Source organism: Shewanella sp. M-Br (genome assembly GCF_036245925.1).
In the GTDB taxonomy this organism is placed as follows: domain Bacteria; phylum Pseudomonadota; class Gammaproteobacteria; order Enterobacterales; family Shewanellaceae; genus Shewanella; species Shewanella oncorhynchi.
Genome location: NZ_BJBV01000001.1, coordinates 60493 through 78287, shown reverse-complemented (window position 1 = coordinate 78287; position 17795 = coordinate 60493). Strand labels below are relative to the sequence as shown.

Sequence of the window (17795 nt, the reverse complement as noted above, 5' to 3'; positions counted from 1 at the left end):
AATAGAGTCCCTTTTGCTATTTTAGGGATTAAGAATATGTAGTTTGTTTTGCTGGCTAGCATTCTGTAAGTACATGAATATCTTGATAACTACTGTAAAGGTTAATTTTATGTGATAGTTTGTTGGTATTTTGAACTCACAGACGCAAGAGGGAAGCATGCTGACTATTTCTAATCTCACTAAAACCTATGATAACGGTGTTAAAGCACTCGATGGTGTTGATTTAACGATTTCCAAAGGGATGTTTGGTTTACTCGGACCCAATGGTGCGGGAAAGTCATCACTCATGCGTACTATTGCCGCCCTGCAAAGCGCCGATAGTGGCAGCATAGTGTTTGACGGTATTGATGTATTAGCCGATCCTCAAGCGCTGCGTAAAACCTTGGGATATTTGCCCCAGGACTTTAATGTTTATCCGCGTATTAGCGCCTATGACCTGTTAGATCATTTAGCCATTCTTAAAGGCATTAATCAAAGCAAGCTGCGTAAAGAAGCAGTTGAAGGATTGCTGGCACACACCAATCTTTATCAGCATAAAAATAAAGCCGTGAGTGGTTTCTCTGGCGGTATGCGTCAGCGTTTTGGTATTGCTCAGGCCTTGCTTGGGGATCCTAAATTATTGATTGTGGATGAGCCTACCGCGGGTCTCGATCCCGAAGAACGTAACCGTTTCCATAACTTGCTGGTGAGTTTAGGCGAGGAAAAAGTGGTAATCCTCTCGACTCACATTGTCGAAGATGTGTCTGAACTCTGCGCTAATATGGCGGTTTTGGCATCGGGTAAAATTCTGCTTCAAGGCAATCCACATCAATTGGTGGGTGAATTAACGGAAAAAATTTGGACTAAGACTGTGAGTCAAGCACAGGCACAGGAGCTTGAAGCGCAATTACCTGTGATTTCTAAGCGTTTATTAGCGGGACGCACAGTACTGAATGTGATGGCTGAAACTTGTCCTGAAGGATTTACCCCTGCGACTGCTGGGCTTGAAGATCTGTATTTTTCGACTTTACTCAGTCACCGCCGTCAGGCTGCCTAAGGAGATATCAATATGTTGTTATCAATGCTTAGGTTTGAGTGGCGTTATTATTTGCGTCAGCCATCCTTTTATGTTGTTTCTTTTCTATTGTTTTTAATGAGTTTTCTATCAGTCGTCTCTAACAATATTCAAATTGGTAGCGGCGGTGAGGTGATGAAAAACAGCCCATTTGGGATTACTCAAACCATGTTGATCATGGGACTTATTTCCATGTTTGCCGTGGTGAATTTTGTGGGTAGCACGGCTATTCGCAATCATCAGCATTTGATGGAAGAGCTGATTTATAGCAAACCCCTATCACCATTTGCATACCAATTTGGTCGATTTCTCGGCAGTTTTGTTGTGGTGATGATGGTATTTGCCTTTATCCCCATAGGGTTAATGCTCGGCTCTTTTATGCCATGGGTCGATGCTAGCCGTTTTGGACCTTTTGCGTTATCGAATTATCTTGTGCCGTATTTTTTACTCGCCATGCCGACTTTGCTGCTGATCTCGACTCTATTCTATGCGATGGCAAGTCATTTTCGTTCCTTAATGGCGCTCTATCTGACCGCTGTAGCCATGTTGGTGCTTTATACCTTGACGGGCGAAATGGCGAGTCAGCCACAATATCGTACTATTGCTGCTTTGCTTGATCCCTTTGCGCTGCGCACCTTTGCCGAAGTGACCCGTTACTGGACCATTAGCGAGAAGAATAGCCAGTTAATTGAATTCTCAGGACTCGTGCTGCAAAACAGGGCGATATGGTTTGGAATTGCCTGTGTATTACTGGCCGTTTCAGGGATTTTCCGTCAGCCGAGTTTGACTAAGAAACGTGAGAAAAAATCCGATAAAGCAGGAAAAGTTCCTAGCTTAGTGCCTTTGGCACAATTGGCTATGGCAACTGAGCCTAATGGTCGCCAGCAATTTTGGACGCGGGTTAAATTTGAAGTACGGCAAGTACTATTTACCGCGCCATTTGTGGTGTTAGGTGTGCTGACTATTTTCAATTTAGTCGGCCCCATGTTCGATGATTTTGGTTGGTACGGCACATCTAATTGGCCATTAACCCAAGATATGGTGAATAACATTGCCGGCGCGACGGGGCTATTGATGGTGATAGTGCTGATTTATTACAGCGCAGAAATCGTCTGGCGTGAACGCAGTTCAGGAATGGGAGATATCGTCGATAGCGTTCCTGTATCAAACTTAAGCTTTTGGGGCTCAAAGTTAGTGTCTGTGGTCATAGTGATGACCTTGCTCTATGTGCTTGCAATGTGTACCACAATTGTATTTCAATTGATAAAAGGTCAAGCCAATCTTGAGATTGCTCAGTACCTTATTCGACTGGGATTTTATTACCTCCTTCCGCTGTTGATGACCGCTGTGCTGGCGTTTTTCCTGCAAGTGCTTAGCCCAAATAAGTACGCAGGTATGGGACTATTTGTTGCTTATTATCTAACGACATTTGTTATGGCAAGCTGGGGATTTGGCCATAGCTTATATAACTTTGGTCAATCACCGACCTTAATTTACTCGGATATGAACGGCTACGGTTGGGGTTTATTAAGTCATGCACTCTATATGATTTACTGGGGGGCTTTTAGCCTTATCCTGTTTGTTTTAGGTTATGGCTTGTACCATCGCGGACCGCAGCAAAGCCTTAAAACCCGTATGGGATTACTGAGTTATCAGCTTGGTTTTAGTGGCAAAGCTATTGTGAGCGTTGCTTTGGTGGTGTTTTTGGGTATGGGCAGTTATTTGTTCTACCAAACAAAAGTGTTGAATCATTATTTAACCCAAGATGAAACCACAGATCTGCAAGCCGATTATGAGAAGGCCTTCAAACAATACCAAAGCATGCCGATTTTAGTGGCCACTAAGGTCAACGCGAATATTGATATTTTCCCTGAAGAGCGAAAAATTGTTGCTAAGGTGATATTCGAATGGCAAAACAAGTCAGATAAACCAATCGAAAGGATGTTAGTGCAGTGGCCCGAGCATACTGAGGCCGAAACGGTAAAAATCAATATCCCGAATACAAACTTAGGTGAGTTAGATAGCCGCTATCGCAATGCTTGGTTGACCTTTTCGACACCTGTGCAGCCTGGGCAGGTGGTGCAAGGGGACATTCAATTAGTACGTCAGTCTGTGGGTATTGCTGAAGCTGGCTTTGATATGTCTGTGGTTGAAAATGGCACCTTCATCAACAACTTCGAACTATTGCCCCTCTTTGGTTATCAAGACGGCTATGAGCTGATGGATCGCCACGAGCGCGAAAAGCGCGATTTAGCCGAAAAAGCTCGAGCGAACAAGCTTGAAGACAGCCGTTACTACACGCAAAACTTCTTTGGTGTCGATGGTGATTTCATTCAGTTTGAAGCCACTATTTCGACAAGTGCAGATCAAATTGCATTAGCGCCAGGGTATTTGCAAAAACAGTGGCAGCAGGATGGGCGTGAGTATTTCCATTATTCGATGGATAGCCCTATGGTGAATTTCTACGCCATTATTTCGGGCCGTTATCAGGTGGAAAAAACTGAGCACAATGGTGTTGCGGTTGAGGTTTACTACCATGCGGAGCATCCTTGGAACGTTGCGCGCATGATAGAGTCCGTTAAAGATTCTATCGATTACTACACACAAGCATTTGGGCCTTATCAGCATAAGCAAATGCGAATTATGGAGTTTCCGGGTTACCGTAGTTTTGCACAAAGTTTTGCTAATACAGTGCCTTACTCAGAGCGTATTGGTTTTATTACTGATTTACGCAATGAGGATAATATCGATCCTGTGTATTACGTTACAGCCCATGAAGTGGCACATCAATGGTGGGGACACCAAGTGGGCGCTGCCGATGTGCAGGGCAGTGCTGTGATATCCGAAAGCTTGTCGCAGTATTCGGCGTTGATGGTGCTGGAGAAAAAGTATGGCGATAAAATGATCCGTAAATTCTTGAAATACGAATTAGATAGATATTTACGCGGCCGTTCATCCGAGTCCATAAAGGAGATGCCTTTGCTGCGCAGTGAAAATCAGCAGTACATTCATTATCAGAAAGGCTCAGTGGTGATGATGGCGATTAAAGATGTGTTAGGTGAAGCGAAACTCAACGCTAATCTCAAGGCATTCTTAGCACGTTATCAGTATCGTAACGATCCTTTCCCAACCACATTGGATTTAGTTAGTTACCTTGAGCAAGGCATAGATGAAGCGCAAGCCCGCTTTATCGATGAGTCTTTTAATTACATCACACTCTACGACCTCAGGTTAACCAATGCGGTCATGACCACTCTGCCTGATGGTAAGACGCAAGTTGACTTGAGCATTTATGCCAGTCGCAAAGTCGCGAGTGGTAAAGGTGAAGAAACCGAACAACCTTTAGATGCCATCATCGATATCGGTGCCTTTAGTGCCGATCCCGATAAGCTAAAGGATGACAAACAGGTGTTATTGATTGAGAAGCACAGGCTGGTGAGTGGTGAAAACAAGCTGACGATCACTTTGGCTGAAAAACCCAGTTATGTGGGGGTCGATCCCTTTGTGAAGCTCATCGACAGAGATACGAAGGACAATATCTTTAAACTCTAAATCCGTTTTGAAACCAGTTTGTTAAAACCAACGCACTATCTGGCATGACCTGTTAGATAGTGCGTTTTTTATGGCAAAACCCTGGGCTCATTTTGAAATTAATGCAAATTAGCTTGTTCTTCTACGTGCTTTTTCCTAAGGTGATTGCAAATGATTTTCAATGAGGCGTGATATGAATACCCATCTGCAGTTACAGGTAAACCATTGGCTTGAAAATGATCCTGACCCTCGCACTCAAGCCCAGTTACAAACCCTAATTGATAGCGGCAATGAAGCTGAACTCGCAGCGTGCTTTGCGGGTCGCTTGGAATTTGGCACCGCAGGATTACGCGGTGTCGTTGGCGCTGGGCCTATGGGGATGAACCGTTTGGTGATTCGCCAAACCTCTGCTGGCCTTGGTGCTTATCTACTTGATCAGATTAAAGATGCAGCCGAGCGTGGCGTGGTGATTGGTTATGATGGCCGCCACGATTCATTTAATTTTGCCCATGATGCGGCGAGTGTGCTCACCGCTATGGGGATTAAGGTACGCTTAACGTCCAAAGTAGCGCCAACGCCGTTGGTGGCCTTTGGGGTGAAACATTTTAATGCGGCAGCAGGCATTGTAGTGACCGCGAGTCATAACCCGCCGCAATACAATGGCTATAAAGTGTATTGGGAGAATGGCGCGCAGATTATTCCGCCCCACGATTCTGGCATTGCCGCGCAAATTGAGCGCGCCGCGAATCAAGTGATTCCGTTTTTAGAACATGATGAGGCGGTAAAACAAGGTAAGTTAATTATTCTGCAGGACGATTTTTACCAAAGCTATCGCCATGGCGTGCAGCAAGCTGAGGTGCTGCAAAACCATACGGCTCCAGAAAAGGTCAGTTTAGCCTATACCGCCATGCACGGCGTGGGCGCTGAAATGGCTGAAACCGTATTGAAAGATGCGGGTTTCACCCAAGTGTATTCGGTAGCCTCCCAGCGCGAACCCGATGGGGATTTCCCGACGGTGAACTTCCCCAATCCGGAAGAAAAGGGCGCGATGGATTTAGTGATCGTCGAGGCGAAAAAACACGGCGCTATGCTCGCCTGTGCCAACGATCCCGATGCCGACCGTTTTGCGGTCGCAGTGCGCCGCGATGATGGCGAATACCAGATGCTAACGGGCGATCAAGTCGGTGTGCTCTTTGGGCATTACTTGTTATCTCACGCTAAAGATAATCAGCGACTTACGGGCACCACGATAGTGTCATCGAGTCTGTTATCTAAGATTGCTCAAGGTTTTGGCACGCAAAGCTTTACCACGCTCACCGGCTTTAAGTGGTTGATGAATGTGGGTATCGCGAAAACGTCCCCTGAGGATCAGTTCCTGTTTGCCTATGAAGAAGCCCTTGGTTACACAGTTGGCAGCATGGTGTGGGATAAAGATGGCTTGTCGGCGCTGGTGGCATTTGCCCAATTAACTGCCGAGCTGGTGGCGAAGGGGCAAACGATTTGGGACAGACTCGAGCAAATTTACCGTGAGCATGGCTTCCATCTCAATGCGCAGGTGAGCATTGCGCTAAAACCTGACACGCCCAATATTGGCGCCTATTTGCGCGAGCATCCACCGGTGAAGATTGGTGAGTTAGATGTGCTCTCAACCGATGATTTAAAGGCGCTTGAGCGTCGTTTTGCCGATGGAAATATTGAGAAAATCGACTTACCACCGAGCGATGTATTGACTTACTGCTTAGCGGGCGGGGCTCGGGTGATCGTCAGACCATCTGGCACTGAACCTAAAATTAAGTGCTACTACGAAGTGGTAGAAACTATGGTTGATACAGATACCTTAGCCAGCGTCCAAGCGAGGGCGAGCAAAGCCATGGATGATTTTATTCAGGCACATCAAACCAGTTTGCCAAAATAATCTTGGTTGCTGGTTAAGTTAAAACGCCAAAATTCACTTTTATTAAAAGGCTACTGACATCATGCTGTCAGTAGCCTTGTTTTATTCTTGTTGTCGCCCGTTAATGATTCTGTCCTGAATTGTACGAATAAGGTTTTGAATCATTGATATTTTTTCAACAAGGAGAAAGTGAAAATGTTATCTATTGCACCGTTAGTTTGGGGTGAAATTCCTGTCAGTGACATGAACCGTGCCATTGCTTTTTATCAACAGCATTTTGGGGTTGAGTTTAAACGTGACGATATGGAAGACATGGAATATGCGAGCATAGTCACTGAGGATGCGAGTGCGGCGAGCATAGGGCTAGTCAAGTGCAGTATGAGTCAGCCGTCAATGCAGGGCAGCACAGTGTATTTGCATTTCAGCACCCACTTACAACCGCTAGTGGATAAACTCGCTGCCGCCAATGTGAATATTTTGCTGCCAGTGACGCCGATTAATGGTGGAGAGTGTGGTTACATCGCGTTATTTGCCGATAGTGAAGGCAATAAAGTCGGTCTGTGGTCTAAGGATAAGTAGTTTCGAGTGTTAAATTGTTAGCGTCGTGCCCTTAGGCACGACGCTAACATTAACCTATTGGTTTAGATTTCTATGGAAGAAACAAAGATGGATGTGGTTTATATTGATGCTCGACCGTTACTTGGACTAAGCACCCGCACGAATAATCGGGCAGAAATGTCTGTCGATAGCGCGAGAATAGGTAGTCTGTGGCAAGCCTTTTTTGAATCATCCCAGCTCACCGCTATGCTCAATTCGCCCATGTATGGCGTGTATTATGACTATGAGTCAGACATGAATGGCGAGTTTTCTGTGCTGGTGGGTAAGGCAATTGATGCCCCTGTTGATGCAAGTCATTTTACGCCATTGGAGCTTAACGCGGGCAAGTACCTAAAATTCACCGCTCAGGGTGATATGCCCCAGTGTGTTATCGATCTTTGGGGGCAAGTGTGGGGTTATTTTAGCGCGGCTGATTGCTCTCATCAGCGACGCTATCAAACGGATTTTGAAGTCTATCTTAGTGCTACTGAGGTTGAGATCTATATCGGGATTTTATGATTCAAATCGTAAAAACACTCAAGTGTGTATTCAAAGACATACCAGCGATTGATCTAGGATAATAATACTTAATCAACTGATTGATAGATAAAGGGTTAAACCAGAGCTAATGCGCCGCGCTGACCGCCTATTTCAAATAGTGCAAATTCTCAAACATAAACGCTTAACCACAGCCCAAGAGTTGGCTGAACGGTTAGAGGTTTCTACACGCACGATTTACCGTGATGTGCAGGACCTGTGTTTAAGTGGCATTCCTATTGAAGGGGAAGCGGGTGTCGGCTATTTGTTGCGCCACGAGGTTAATGTTCCGCCCTTGATGTTTAACGAAGCCGAACTCGAAGCGATTCAAGTTGGCATGCGTATGGTGCAAACTTGGGGTGGTAAGGAGCTTGGTAGCGCCGCGAGGCAGGCGATGATTAAAGTCGAAGCTGTGTTGCCTAAACGATTACAAGCCTATCAATCCTTAATGTTTTCACCGGATTTTTACCTCGATTCCAATGAGTTTCAATTCCTCGATCCCTTGCGTAATGCGGCTCAGCGCCGCGAATACGTCAAACTCTTCTATCAAGACGTCAAACTGGATGTCACCGAGCGGGAAGTTAGGCCGCTCGCCATCTATTTTTGGCGTGGTACTTGGACCTTACTGACATGGTGTGAGCTACGTGCTGATTTTCGTAATTTCAGGGTCGATCGCATCACAGGTCTTGTGCGGTTAAACCGTCATTTTGATCTCACTCTCGGGCAAGAGCTTGAAGATTATATTTGCCTGATGGATGAGCAATCAAAGGCGCGAGCAGAAGCGAAAGAAAAGCCACTCGAATGAGTGGCTTTGTATTACATTTTTAATTTGCTAGTAACGGGCTAGTTGTATCGAGATCTCTCTGATACTAGTGTCATCGCTGTTATTGAGAGTCTAAGCTCACCGTTTTTAATTGTTTAACATGACTTCGTTTGATTGCGAAATATTCAGTTTTTTGATTAAACCATCTTCATCATTGTTTTGGATCTCGCCGACGGCAACCTGAATATTGCGACTCAGTCCTAATTTTTGAGCGCTTTTAGGACGATTAGCAATGTCTTCATCCGTTAGTGGATAGGATTCACTGGCATCGATATTAAATTGACTTGAATCTATTGCAGTAAATTTACCGCTGATAGGTGCGCCATGTTGTCTAACAATATTCGCCAATTGCCACTCAAACCCACTTTTTGACTGTGCCGAATTAATCGCAGCAGGCCAATCCCATACACCATAACCGTTTATATCTTGATGAAGATATTGATCGACTAAGGCTTCTGGTCCATTCAGATTATTCGCATTCGCTCCGCCAAAGGTGTAAGGGAAGTTAGGTCTATTTGTCGGATGATTAATATGCGCATTACCACCCCATTTTAAGAAGTTCTCATATTTTATATCGTACATCATATATAAACTTGAGGTGTATGGGACATCTGCCTTTTGTTTAAATAGGGTGATTGAGATATAACGTTTGCTGCGAGGCGGCATAATTGCGCGGTACTGCGCCTGACTCGAAATCGTTGTACTTTTGCCGTCGGTTTCACTCCAACCTTGGCTGGCAGAAAATTCGGCGCTGATTTCAGAACTCGCTCCACCTATTCCTGGAATACCCACTTCATATTTATTGGTTACGCCAATTTTCTCGGAGAAAGAGAAATTATCGGTTTTGGCCCAGCTAGTGGTGTAATCATAGTTAAGAGTGGCGACACCGGTATCTTCGGTATCGCCCCAGTTATAGATAACCACAGGAGCAGTATAAATAGCCTCACGATCATAAACTTGAGGTGAACCTAACTTTAGACTTTGAGGATTAGTGACGAAATGAATATTTTGTAAATTTACCTTCAAACGTTCATTCGCTCTGTAGCCGCTTGCATAAGGATCATTACCGTTATAGCGGGCTTTAAGACTGTATTCGTTGCTCGATTCTCTTCTGACTTCGATGTCTTCACCAACATACTGGGATGCTGTACCGCCAGCCCATGCATATCCGAGATGGTGTCCTAAGGAGAATAACGAGCTGATAAACGAGGGGTCGTTAATTGCATCATTTTTAAGCGAATCAAGATCAGGGGCTGCGTGTTCTACCATTGACAGTTTTGGAATAGTATTCGGAATAGCAGCTTCGGCCAACAAAGAAACAGTTCCAAGTGCGGTTAAACAGGATAAAGTTAATATACCCAGGCTAGATTTTGTTCTCATGATTGTTCCTTTATTTTAATAAAATACGTCCTTTCATTGAGAGCGCCGATGGCAATTATATGTAGTCCTGAATCATATAAATAATCATTACTGCTAGGCACATCTAAAAAGCTAACACTTTTATTTTTATTAAACAAAATAAAAATGAATTAATTTTAGGCGTGTTTTAATCTGGTTAAAAATGTTAATCACTTTATTTTTAAACGGTATTTAGAACTTTATAATATAGTGTATTTACTTTAATTTTTGGTTGGTTGGTTTTTGAATGTGGATTAATATTTATGCGGCATTTTATTATGTAAAACTTTTTAAATGGACTCTTCATTCCGAGAACTATACTGAGATGAGTGCTGTAATAGATGCTGTAAATAACATTTCTGAATGGACGTTTTAGAGACTAAATAGTTTGAATATGGTTAGGTTAAGTATTTTTTTTATTGTTTGAGCCTTTGTTATTGCTGATAAATATCATCACTCTTCCATTATCGTCGATGTGTGAAATACCGTTAAAGCCGATACTGTTAGTTGCACAGACATAAGAGTCTAAATATATGAAGATTGTGGAAAATCAAGATAACGTGGAAGTAATTTTCTAGGGGGCGATGTCTCAGAGGGGTTAGGCTGTGTAAAAGAGTGGTAGGGACAGTGTAAGTGATTGATGCAAGAGTCAGTGCCGTTGCTGAACACTGACTCTTTGTTGACTTAGTGGATAAAGAAAAACAGTCCCATACTCAGCACTGTTGTCAGTAAGGTATTACGGGTGACGAGCGCCAACACTGTAGCGACTAAGGCGCAGATGAGATAGCTGTTGTCTAGGCTCAGATCGAGCTGACCTTCCTGCACAAATACTATGGGCGCAAAGATCGCAGTGAGTACCGCAGGGGCCGAGTAACTTAAAAAGGTTTGGGTGCCCTTACTTAATCGCAGCGGTAGTTTAGGCTCAAGTAGTAAATGACGACTGATAAACACAACCGCCGCCATTGAAAAGATCATTAACCAAATCATGCTTTTTCTCCTGACAATGTTTTTGTCTTAATGTCAGTCCCAACTCCAGTATCCACTTCTGTTTTGGTCTGTGCGCTTGCTAGCTGACTGTGACTGGCGGATTGTTCTGCGCGTTCCGCTTCCTTGGTCACTTTGGCGTAAAGTACACCTGCCGTCATTCCCGCAATGGCGGCAATGAGCAGTCCCGCTTGAATTTTAAAAACGGCGCATACTACTGCTAGGGTGAGCGAGACTAATACACAGACGAGAATCGATGGCTTTTTTATGGTAGGAACGACCAGAGCGATGAAGGTGGCTGCGATGGCAAAATCTAATCCCATCTCATCTAAATTCTCGATCGCATTGCCCGCCACTATGCCAAGTAGTGTGGCTATGTTCCAACCGATATAGAAACTCAAACCGCCGCCAAGGGCGTACCAAGGGTCGAACTTATGTAACTTGCCTTGATTAGCGATGGCAAACAGTTCATCTGTGAGCAAAAAGCCCAATGTCAGGCGCCACTTTAACGGCAAAGGACTGATTTGACTGCGCATCGCCATTGCATATAACAGATGGCGTGAGGTGATGAGTAACGTCGTAATTAAGATACTCCACAGACCAATACCGGCTTTCACCATGCCGAGTGCCACTAATTGAGCCGCGCCCGCAAAGATAATCGCCGACATAGCTTGGCTCTCAATGGGCGTTAGCCCAACCTCAATGGCGAAGGAGCCCGCTAAAATTCCCCAAGGTACAACCGCTATTGTCAACGGCATCATGGCTAATGTACCTTTTAAAAATGCCTTGGATTTCGATGGATGCACAGGATAAACATTAGGTTCTATAAGCTTGTCGGTGGTCACTTTGGCTCCTAAAAATAGCGGCGACGGGGTTGCTGTTAAACAATAAATGCTTGGATAAGCTTGCTTGCTTAGTCAATCGAGGAGAAAGCAAGAATGAGCATGGCAGATTAACTTAAAGTGATTGTTTAGGCTTGGATAATATTGCGGCCTATTTCTTTGGCAAATTGCCCCGGGGTAACACCGACTGTCTTCTTAAAATGTCGATTCAAGTGACTTTGATCGTGAAAACCACAATCGAGGGCGACATCGAGCAGCCGTGTGCCTTGTTTGATTTTTCCTTTGGCGAGTCTCACTCTTGCTTGAATTTGGTAAGCGTGGGGCGGTAAGCCGTAATAACGCTGAAATTGCTTCAGCAAATAATAGGGGCTTAATCCCGCGAGTGTTGCCAGCTCTTCAAGGGAGATGTCGGCTGCAGGATGATCGTCGATAAAGGATTTCACCAGTGCTAACGCAGGCTTAGCGATTACAGCGAGGTCATCGCTTGGGCGATTCTTGCCATGGCGTGTCATCAACTGTGTCAAGCTTGAATAGACCAAGCTTTCGCGCAGTAAGCGATTGTCCGATGTATCTAAGGTAGTAAAGGTGAGGCGCAGCAGTTCGGCTAATTCAGGATCGTACACTACGGGCTCAGGGAAATAGGGCGCACCGCGGTTTGATGCTAGCTCACTGTTAATATTGGCAAACTGCGCGGGTACTGGATACATGGCACGATAGGACCAACCGCCCTCGGTGGCGCTACAGCCATTATGGACTTCGTCGGCGTTGACGAGAATGATGCTGTGCTTTGGCGCCACATGGTTGCCACCTGTGCGATAAAAACGCTGCGCCCCCGTTTCAATCACGCCGACTGTATAACCTTCATGGGTGTGCCGACTAAAGTTTTGTTTATGGTAGTGGGCATTGAGTAACTCGAGGCCACCTAATTCATCGGCAATCTGGTAGGCCGCATGTTCTGTGTTCACACTAGGCCTTCGTGTTTAGTGTATGAATGGGCGGGTTGTGCCTGATAGTAACCCAGAAACCCTCAGTGCTTTTGTACAAAATTGCGCATATTGGATTTTGTTTGCGTTTAATGGCGTTTTTTTTAATGTGTGTTGCTTAATGCTTGTCGTTCAGTCTTGCTCGCGATAGGCGTTATTTAGGTTGCCTGCTGTAATGTTGTGAGTTCTGCCCCCGCGATAGCCCCAAGGTGTTGAGTGATTTTCTCTATCGGCCAATCCCACCAAGCGATGGCAACAAGCTCATCTATCACAGTTTGCTCGAATCTCAGCTTGATCACTGTGGCAGGATTACCGCCAACCACAGCGTAGGGCGGTACATCTTTTGTCACTACGGATTGGCTGGCAACAATGGCGCCGTGGCCAATTTTCACCCCAGGCATGATAGTGGCGTTATAACCAATCCATACGTCGTTACCGATACAGGTGTCGCCCTTAAAAGGTAAATCTTCGGGCTTGGGCGCCGCTTTCTCCCAGCCATTGCCGAAGATATAAAAAGGATAAGTCGAGAAGCCAGATACTTGATGATTGGCGCCATTCATAATGAATTTCACGTCTTTCGCAATGGCACAGAATTTACCGATATTCAGTTTATCGCCAATAAAGTCAAAGTGATAAAGTACATTCGACTCGAACCTTTCAGGACCAGCTGGATCGTCATAATAAGTGTAATCACCGACAATAATGTTCTCGCGAGTGATAAAATTTTTAAGAAAGCCAACCTGAGGAAAGCCTTTCATCGGCGCTTTATCGTTGGGATTTGGACCTAACTGCGGGTGAGTGTGGGTACTTGGCATGAATACCTCCGTGCTTAAAAGAGTTGTTTACTAGGGTAATGCATTGTCTTTTTTGAATCGTCGTACTTTGGTACGCATATTCTTCATCGGGGAGTAAGTATTGAACTGGATCATACGGCCCAGAGTCCATTTATCGTACCAAGTTATGCCGTATAGTTGCTGATCACTGAGACTCGCAATCAGCGTTGACAATTTTTCCATTGTCATTTCATATTCATCAAGTAAATCAGTATATTGCCATTGGCTATATTCATGATGAAATCGCTCTGCTAATAATCCCAGTTGATTCCATTTATAACCCGTATCGGGAAAATCAACGGGGAGTGCTTGCGATGTTAACTCGTACCATTTGAGCACTAATTTACCCCAGCCAATAAGGTAAGCGACTGTATCACTTACACTCATTTGTGTACCTTTGATGTTTCCTTCTATGCTGCACACACGGGACATTTGGGCTGGGATTGAACGATAGTCAGCTATCAATTTGGGGAAAACTGAATAAATAGCCAATTCAAGTTCTTGTTTTGATTGGGGGATAGATGACATCACTACCTCGTTTACATTAGATGCTTAGGCTGAGTTTAACATCATCTATTGGGCTATTTAGTATTCACCTGTCACAATAAGCTCTTGTTCAATAGATTCAACAACTAAGGCAAGTGTACTATTTTCTTGCTTAAAGCCGACAGAGCAAATTGCCATCGCGCCGTTACCACAGGTTATTTCAGGGTAATCTTTTGTCATTGGCGTTTCATCTTCTGCTACGGGGGCTAATACCCAGCCAGCAGCCAATAAACTCGATTTCACCTCAGCGTATTTTTTACCCCATAACGCGCTGGTGTCCTGTGCTGGAGCATATAGAGGCAATGCGCCAAGACTTAGCATGATCAGTGGGAGAATGATTTTTTGCATGGAAAACATCTCAGTTCCTATGTGATTTTGGGGATGATTGATGGTTAATTTTTAAAGGCTAAATCAACGTCGTGGGGCTTCATCCCACACCTGAATCCCATTAAGCCTTTGGTATGGCTGATAGTCTGTTACTCACAATTAGTGCATTCAAACTATTTATCAATGAGTGTCTCGTTAAATATTTCTTCGTTAAATAATTTAAAAGCAAAGTCAAAGTCGTGGGGCTTCACCCCACACCCGACCAAGGAGGACTGCTCGTCCTATCCTCCTTGGATGCTCCAAGACGCCCCAACGGAGTTGAAAGCCCCTTGTGCTCATTGCCAAATTTGCTATCGCTTCCGAAGGATGCGTCCCTGCACCTGCGAAAGCTACCTTGCCATCCATGGCAAGACTCACGCAATTTGTCTATTCGCCCAGCGGCAACTCCGAGGGGAAGTGTATTCTGTTACTTCGGAGTTAACTGTGAATTCTAAAAGATTCAAGCCAGTCCTGTCTTTCTTACTATGTGGTTTCGGTTGGTCGCTTAGCGCTTATGAGCGTGTTAACAGCATATATTATTCATGGTCCCTCTGCGTATTATCCCTATGTGCATTAGTTGGGGGAATTATGGCTGTTCTTGTTTCTTCGTTTTACTGAATATTTTTTCATACAGTATCTGTGTCGATATAAAAATAACAACGAACACACCCGTATCAATAATAAATTTCAATGGTTCAAAAGGATCGCTAAAAATATCGTAGTGAAAATCGAAGTATTTGAATAATAATTTTGAGCCAATAAAAGCAAAAATAAAAGAGGTAAAGAACTTCAATGGTTTTTCCTCAAAATATGTTGATAAATTAACCATTCTCTTTGGCGCGTTTGTACTCTTGTTGGGATTGATAAATTCCCAGAATGATCAGGCCAAATACGAAATAGAACAATTTTTGCGCTGAAAACTCGATTGTCAACGTAGGATGTTCTAGGTGGCGGTATAGAATACTGTGAGAAATTGCCTCTGTTATCGTCAGAATAAATGGATAGCTAATTAATGCAATAGACGATATTTTCGCGAATTTGTACGTTTGAGGTTGTTTAATGAATTTTGCAATAAATAGTAACGCAAATGATAGCGTCAGATTGCTTATCCATAAAATAGCCGCCGTAATTCGTACTTGAGTATGACTGGCTTGTTCCGCATCGGGATAAACCTCTAATATCTCCTGCAAGTAGCTTGCTGGGCTCACTAATCCCCAAACTGGGTAAAGGCATAGCAGCACGGCAGTGAGCATTAAAATATATCTGATAAACATCCTTTTTCTCCGACAGATTCTGCTTAGAAAGCTATACTTTTTATACGAATCATTACATTAGCATTGTTTTTTACAAGTGGCGATTGCTTTGGCTAAACTAAATTATTGTGACAAAAGTTTTTAATGGATAGCTAAGTTTAAACATGAACTAAATATTTCAGGCTTAAAGCAGCAAAAAATAGCCTTAGGCCATAGACGCTATGTGTCAGTAAACTTAGCCACCGAGCTTTCCATGGTGAAGGTGTTTTATTTGCTGCAATCCCAAATCCAAGACAAGATTGAATGACATAGAAAGGAAACACTATGGTAACAAAACCAGTCATTAGTGCAGGTGTCAACGTTGGCTCAAATAACCACATCTCCCCAAAGATTAATACATGAATTAAAGCAATAATAATACCGATAAAATAATGCAGAAACCAACCCAGAAAGGTTTCTTCTTTAACAGATGGGGTTGCCATAATAGGCCGATGAACCAGCTGACCTCTGTAAATAAACCAACGTCCCACAAATGTATAGTCAAGAGTTGGATTATGAAGTATGTTTTTTTGCCACCATGACCATGACCATGACCATGAATCCATTATTAATGTGGCACCAATACCCACTAATATTGACTGTAGCCAAATAGAAATCTCCATTCAGTTTTCCCTCTTGGTATTCTTTCCTGATATTGATATAGTTCAGGCATGGTACAACTTGAAGTCAACTTTAAGTCAAGAGTGAATGTTATGGATATTGCAGAGGTATCACGCGAATCAGGATTAGCTCCTTCAACATTGAGATTTTATGAAAAAATTGGACTTATCCAATCCATTGGCAGAAAAGGACTTAGACGCCAATATGCCCCTAAAATCATTAATAAATTGAATGTTATCTCACTTGGACGTATTGCAGGTTTATCATTAAACGAAATCACTACGATGTTTAATGAATCGAATCAATTGACCATTGATCGTAATTTACTGGCGCAAAAAGAATCTGATATTGATCTCAACATTAAGCGGTTAAAAGCAATACGAGATAGTCTTAACCATGTAGCAAGTTGCCCACAATCAGATCACTTAGAATGTCCATCATTCCAAAAACTAATGAAATCGGTAAAGTCTTTTGAATCTTAATCAGTGATAGAAATCAATCACTCGCTATGCGTATAAGGAATATTGTGGTTACTTAAATTTAGCAATTGAATTCGACACACAAAGGAGTGAATGATCAGTACTTAATCTTGGCAATAACGTTTAACTTATTTTGTGCTAATCAAACTTATTTAAAATAGATGGTGCTTTAAAACAATGGGTGCTACAAGATCTGATGTGCTTATCGTCGAACACCCACCATGTCAACCTTGTGTGATGGAAAACAAATTTATTCTGAAAAGTATTTAACCCAAATCCAACCAGATACTGCCCAATAAATGGATAAGTTTCATATTAAGTCTAAGCTAATTAATTTTAGCCTTAGTCCATCATATATAGATAGTATTAGATTGTTAATTCTTTCTCGAAGAAAAATAAGCCATCACAGCTATCATGCTCCCAATTACAATACCTGTAATTCCAAAAAATAAGCCAGCTTCTTGTCCATATATAGCACCTGATTGTAGCAGTGAATAGACAGGTGAAAGACCGAAGTATCCCCCAATCACACAACCAGTTACAGAAAGTAAAAGACCAACCTTAGTTCCAATGTTCATTTTATAAAATCCTTTTTTGGTAAAAATTTACTGGTACATAGACATTACTATTCTCGGTGCAAATGTCTGCCTCCGTGTTTTTCGTGAATTAGTTAAACTAAAGTCTGAACTTCCCGTCAAGCCGCAAACAAGCACTGGAGCAACGTAACATATATAAAAATAAAATAAAACTAACAAACTTTGGTTTGATTTGTTCAAAGGGAAAGACCATAGACACTTAGCCTTAGTGGCGCGTAAGCTAATCTCACTAAAGAGTGATCCACCTACACCCTTGGTGTTTTTCAAGCTAGTTTTCACTCTTATGTGTCGAGTATGACTGCCTATGTGATAGTGGTATGTATTTTTCCATATGCAGCAGATTACGCAGAAATTAGCAAAGGCGAATTCAATTGTTGACGTGACCTTCGATGACATGGATGTCATCGCAGAGCCGCCAT

17 protein-coding genes are annotated in these 17795 nt (G+C 43.3%); 7 read left to right on the top strand and 10 right to left on the bottom strand.

Annotated features, from left to right (window positions below):
- Positions 1-157: 157 nt before the first annotated feature.
- The 6 genes from AAA952_RS00340 (at position 158) to AAA952_RS00315 (ending at position 8418) form a co-directional block, all read left to right on the top strand.
- Positions 158-1036, top strand: coding sequence for an ABC transporter ATP-binding protein (locus AAA952_RS00340; RefSeq protein ID WP_028760513.1), 879 nt, complete (start codon positions 158-160; stop codon positions 1034-1036).
- A gap of 12 nt (positions 1037-1048) precedes the next feature.
- A complete protein-coding gene (locus AAA952_RS00335; protein WP_338253416.1) occupies positions 1049-4606 on the top strand; it encodes an ABC transporter permease/M1 family aminopeptidase in 3558 nt (1185 codons plus the stop codon).
- 172 nt (positions 4607-4778) lie between these two features.
- A complete protein-coding gene (locus AAA952_RS00330) occupies positions 4779-6500 on the top strand; it encodes a phospho-sugar mutase (protein WP_338253413.1) in 1722 nt (573 codons plus the stop codon).
- Positions 6501-6674: 174 nt separating this feature from the next.
- Positions 6675-7058, top strand: coding sequence for a VOC family protein (locus tag AAA952_RS00325; RefSeq protein ID WP_028760505.1), 384 nt, complete (start codon positions 6675-6677; stop codon positions 7056-7058).
- Positions 7059-7145: 87 nt separating this feature from the next.
- The gene (locus AAA952_RS00320; protein ID WP_173248657.1) at positions 7146-7595 is read left to right on the top strand and encodes a GyrI-like domain-containing protein; all 450 of its coding nucleotides are present in this window, start codon (positions 7146-7148) and stop codon (positions 7593-7595) included.
- Between the two features lie 109 nt (positions 7596-7704).
- Positions 7705-8418 (top strand): helix-turn-helix transcriptional regulator, encoded by a 714-nt coding sequence (locus AAA952_RS00315; RefSeq protein WP_028760503.1) that lies wholly within the window; start codon positions 7705-7707, stop codon positions 8416-8418.
- A gap of 105 nt (positions 8419-8523) precedes the next feature.
- Here AAA952_RS00315 and AAA952_RS00310 read toward each other — a convergent pair whose 3' ends face one another.
- The 9 genes from AAA952_RS00310 to AAA952_RS00270 form a co-directional block, all read right to left on the bottom strand.
- Positions 8524-9816 (bottom strand): aerolysin family beta-barrel pore-forming toxin, encoded by a 1293-nt coding sequence (locus AAA952_RS00310; protein WP_338253410.1) that lies wholly within the window; start codon positions 9814-9816, stop codon positions 8524-8526.
- Between the two features lie 702 nt (positions 9817-10518).
- Positions 10519-10821 (bottom strand): AzlD domain-containing protein, encoded by a 303-nt coding sequence (locus AAA952_RS00305; RefSeq protein WP_219250232.1) that lies wholly within the window; start codon positions 10819-10821, stop codon positions 10519-10521.
- Positions 10818-11663 (bottom strand): AzlC family ABC transporter permease, encoded by an 846-nt coding sequence (locus tag AAA952_RS00300; RefSeq protein ID WP_263199264.1) that lies wholly within the window; start codon positions 11661-11663, stop codon positions 10818-10820. Before AAA952_RS00300 ends, AAA952_RS00305 begins: the two co-directional genes overlap by 4 nt.
- 125 nt (positions 11664-11788) lie before the next feature.
- Complete coding sequence (locus AAA952_RS00295; protein WP_338253405.1) at positions 11789-12625, bottom strand: AraC family transcriptional regulator; 837 nt, start codon at positions 12623-12625, stop codon at positions 11789-11791.
- Between the two features lie 176 nt (positions 12626-12801).
- The gene (locus AAA952_RS00290) at positions 12802-13458 is read right to left on the bottom strand and encodes a Vat family streptogramin A O-acetyltransferase (protein WP_338253403.1); all 657 of its coding nucleotides are present in this window, start codon (positions 13456-13458) and stop codon (positions 12802-12804) included.
- Positions 13459-13488: 30 nt separating this feature from the next.
- Positions 13489-14004: a ClbS/DfsB family four-helix bundle protein gene (locus AAA952_RS00285; protein ID WP_198572173.1), complete on the bottom strand. Its 516-nt coding sequence runs from the start codon at positions 14002-14004 to the stop codon at positions 13489-13491.
- A 57-nt stretch (positions 14005-14061) separates the two neighbouring features.
- Positions 14062-14379, bottom strand: a complete 318-nt coding sequence (locus AAA952_RS00280; RefSeq protein ID WP_338253400.1) for a hypothetical protein — start codon at positions 14377-14379, stop codon at positions 14062-14064.
- An 830-nt stretch (positions 14380-15209) separates the two neighbouring features.
- Positions 15210-15662 (bottom strand): hypothetical protein, encoded by a 453-nt coding sequence (locus tag AAA952_RS00275; RefSeq protein ID WP_330147194.1) that lies wholly within the window; start codon positions 15660-15662, stop codon positions 15210-15212.
- A gap of 137 nt (positions 15663-15799) precedes the next feature.
- Positions 15800-16303: a DUF2938 family protein gene (locus AAA952_RS00270; protein WP_338253396.1), complete on the bottom strand. Its 504-nt coding sequence runs from the start codon at positions 16301-16303 to the stop codon at positions 15800-15802.
- Between the two features lie 90 nt (positions 16304-16393).
- On the opposite strand from AAA952_RS00270, the gene AAA952_RS00265 reads away from it, so the two are divergent.
- Positions 16394-16783, top strand: a complete 390-nt coding sequence (locus AAA952_RS00265) for a helix-turn-helix domain-containing protein (RefSeq protein ID WP_198572176.1) — start codon at positions 16394-16396, stop codon at positions 16781-16783.
- Positions 16784-17154: 371 nt separating this feature from the next.
- Here the strand turns inward: AAA952_RS00265 and AAA952_RS00260 are convergent, their stop codons facing one another.
- The gene (locus AAA952_RS00260) at positions 17155-17358 is read right to left on the bottom strand and encodes a hypothetical protein (protein ID WP_263165926.1); all 204 of its coding nucleotides are present in this window, start codon (positions 17356-17358) and stop codon (positions 17155-17157) included.
- Positions 17359-17795: the final 437 nt, after the last annotated feature.

What these genes read in the sequence shown, in the direction of transcription:
- AAA952_RS00265 (WP_198572176.1), top strand. Translation starts at nt 16,394, where the DNA reads ATGGATATTGCAGAGGTATCACGCGAATCAGGATTAGCTCCTTCAACA.
- AAA952_RS00325 (WP_028760505.1), top strand. Translation starts at nt 6,675, where the DNA reads ATGTTATCTATTGCACCGTTAGTTTGGGGTGAAATTCCTGTCAGTGAC.
- AAA952_RS00270 (WP_338253396.1), bottom strand. Translation starts at nt 16,303, where the DNA reads ATGGAGATTTCTATTTGGCTACAGTCAATATTAGTGGGTATTGGTGCC.
- AAA952_RS00315 (WP_028760503.1), top strand. Translation starts at nt 7,705, where the DNA reads ATGCGCCGCGCTGACCGCCTATTTCAAATAGTGCAAATTCTCAAACAT.
- AAA952_RS00310 (WP_338253410.1), bottom strand. Translation starts at nt 9,816, where the DNA reads ATGAGAACAAAATCTAGCCTGGGTATATTAACTTTATCCTGTTTAACC.
- AAA952_RS00280 (WP_338253400.1), bottom strand. Translation starts at nt 14,379, where the DNA reads ATGTTTTCCATGCAAAAAATCATTCTCCCACTGATCATGCTAAGTCTT.
- AAA952_RS00320 (WP_173248657.1), top strand. Translation starts at nt 7,146, where the DNA reads ATGGATGTGGTTTATATTGATGCTCGACCGTTACTTGGACTAAGCACC.
- AAA952_RS00330 (WP_338253413.1), top strand. Translation starts at nt 4,779, where the DNA reads ATGAATACCCATCTGCAGTTACAGGTAAACCATTGGCTTGAAAATGAT.
- AAA952_RS00285 (WP_198572173.1), bottom strand. Translation starts at nt 14,004, where the DNA reads ATGTCATCTATCCCCCAATCAAAACAAGAACTTGAATTGGCTATTTAT.
- AAA952_RS00290 (WP_338253403.1), bottom strand. Translation starts at nt 13,458, where the DNA reads ATGCCAAGTACCCACACTCACCCGCAGTTAGGTCCAAATCCCAACGAT.
- AAA952_RS00340 (WP_028760513.1), top strand. Translation starts at nt 158, where the DNA reads ATGCTGACTATTTCTAATCTCACTAAAACCTATGATAACGGTGTTAAA.
- AAA952_RS00335 (WP_338253416.1), top strand. Translation starts at nt 1,049, where the DNA reads ATGTTGTTATCAATGCTTAGGTTTGAGTGGCGTTATTATTTGCGTCAG.
- AAA952_RS00275 (WP_330147194.1), bottom strand. Translation starts at nt 15,662, where the DNA reads ATGTTTATCAGATATATTTTAATGCTCACTGCCGTGCTGCTATGCCTT.
- AAA952_RS00260 (WP_263165926.1), bottom strand. Translation starts at nt 17,358, where the DNA reads ATGAACATTGGAACTAAGGTTGGTCTTTTACTTTCTGTAACTGGTTGT.
- AAA952_RS00305 (WP_219250232.1), bottom strand. Translation starts at nt 10,821, where the DNA reads ATGATTTGGTTAATGATCTTTTCAATGGCGGCGGTTGTGTTTATCAGT.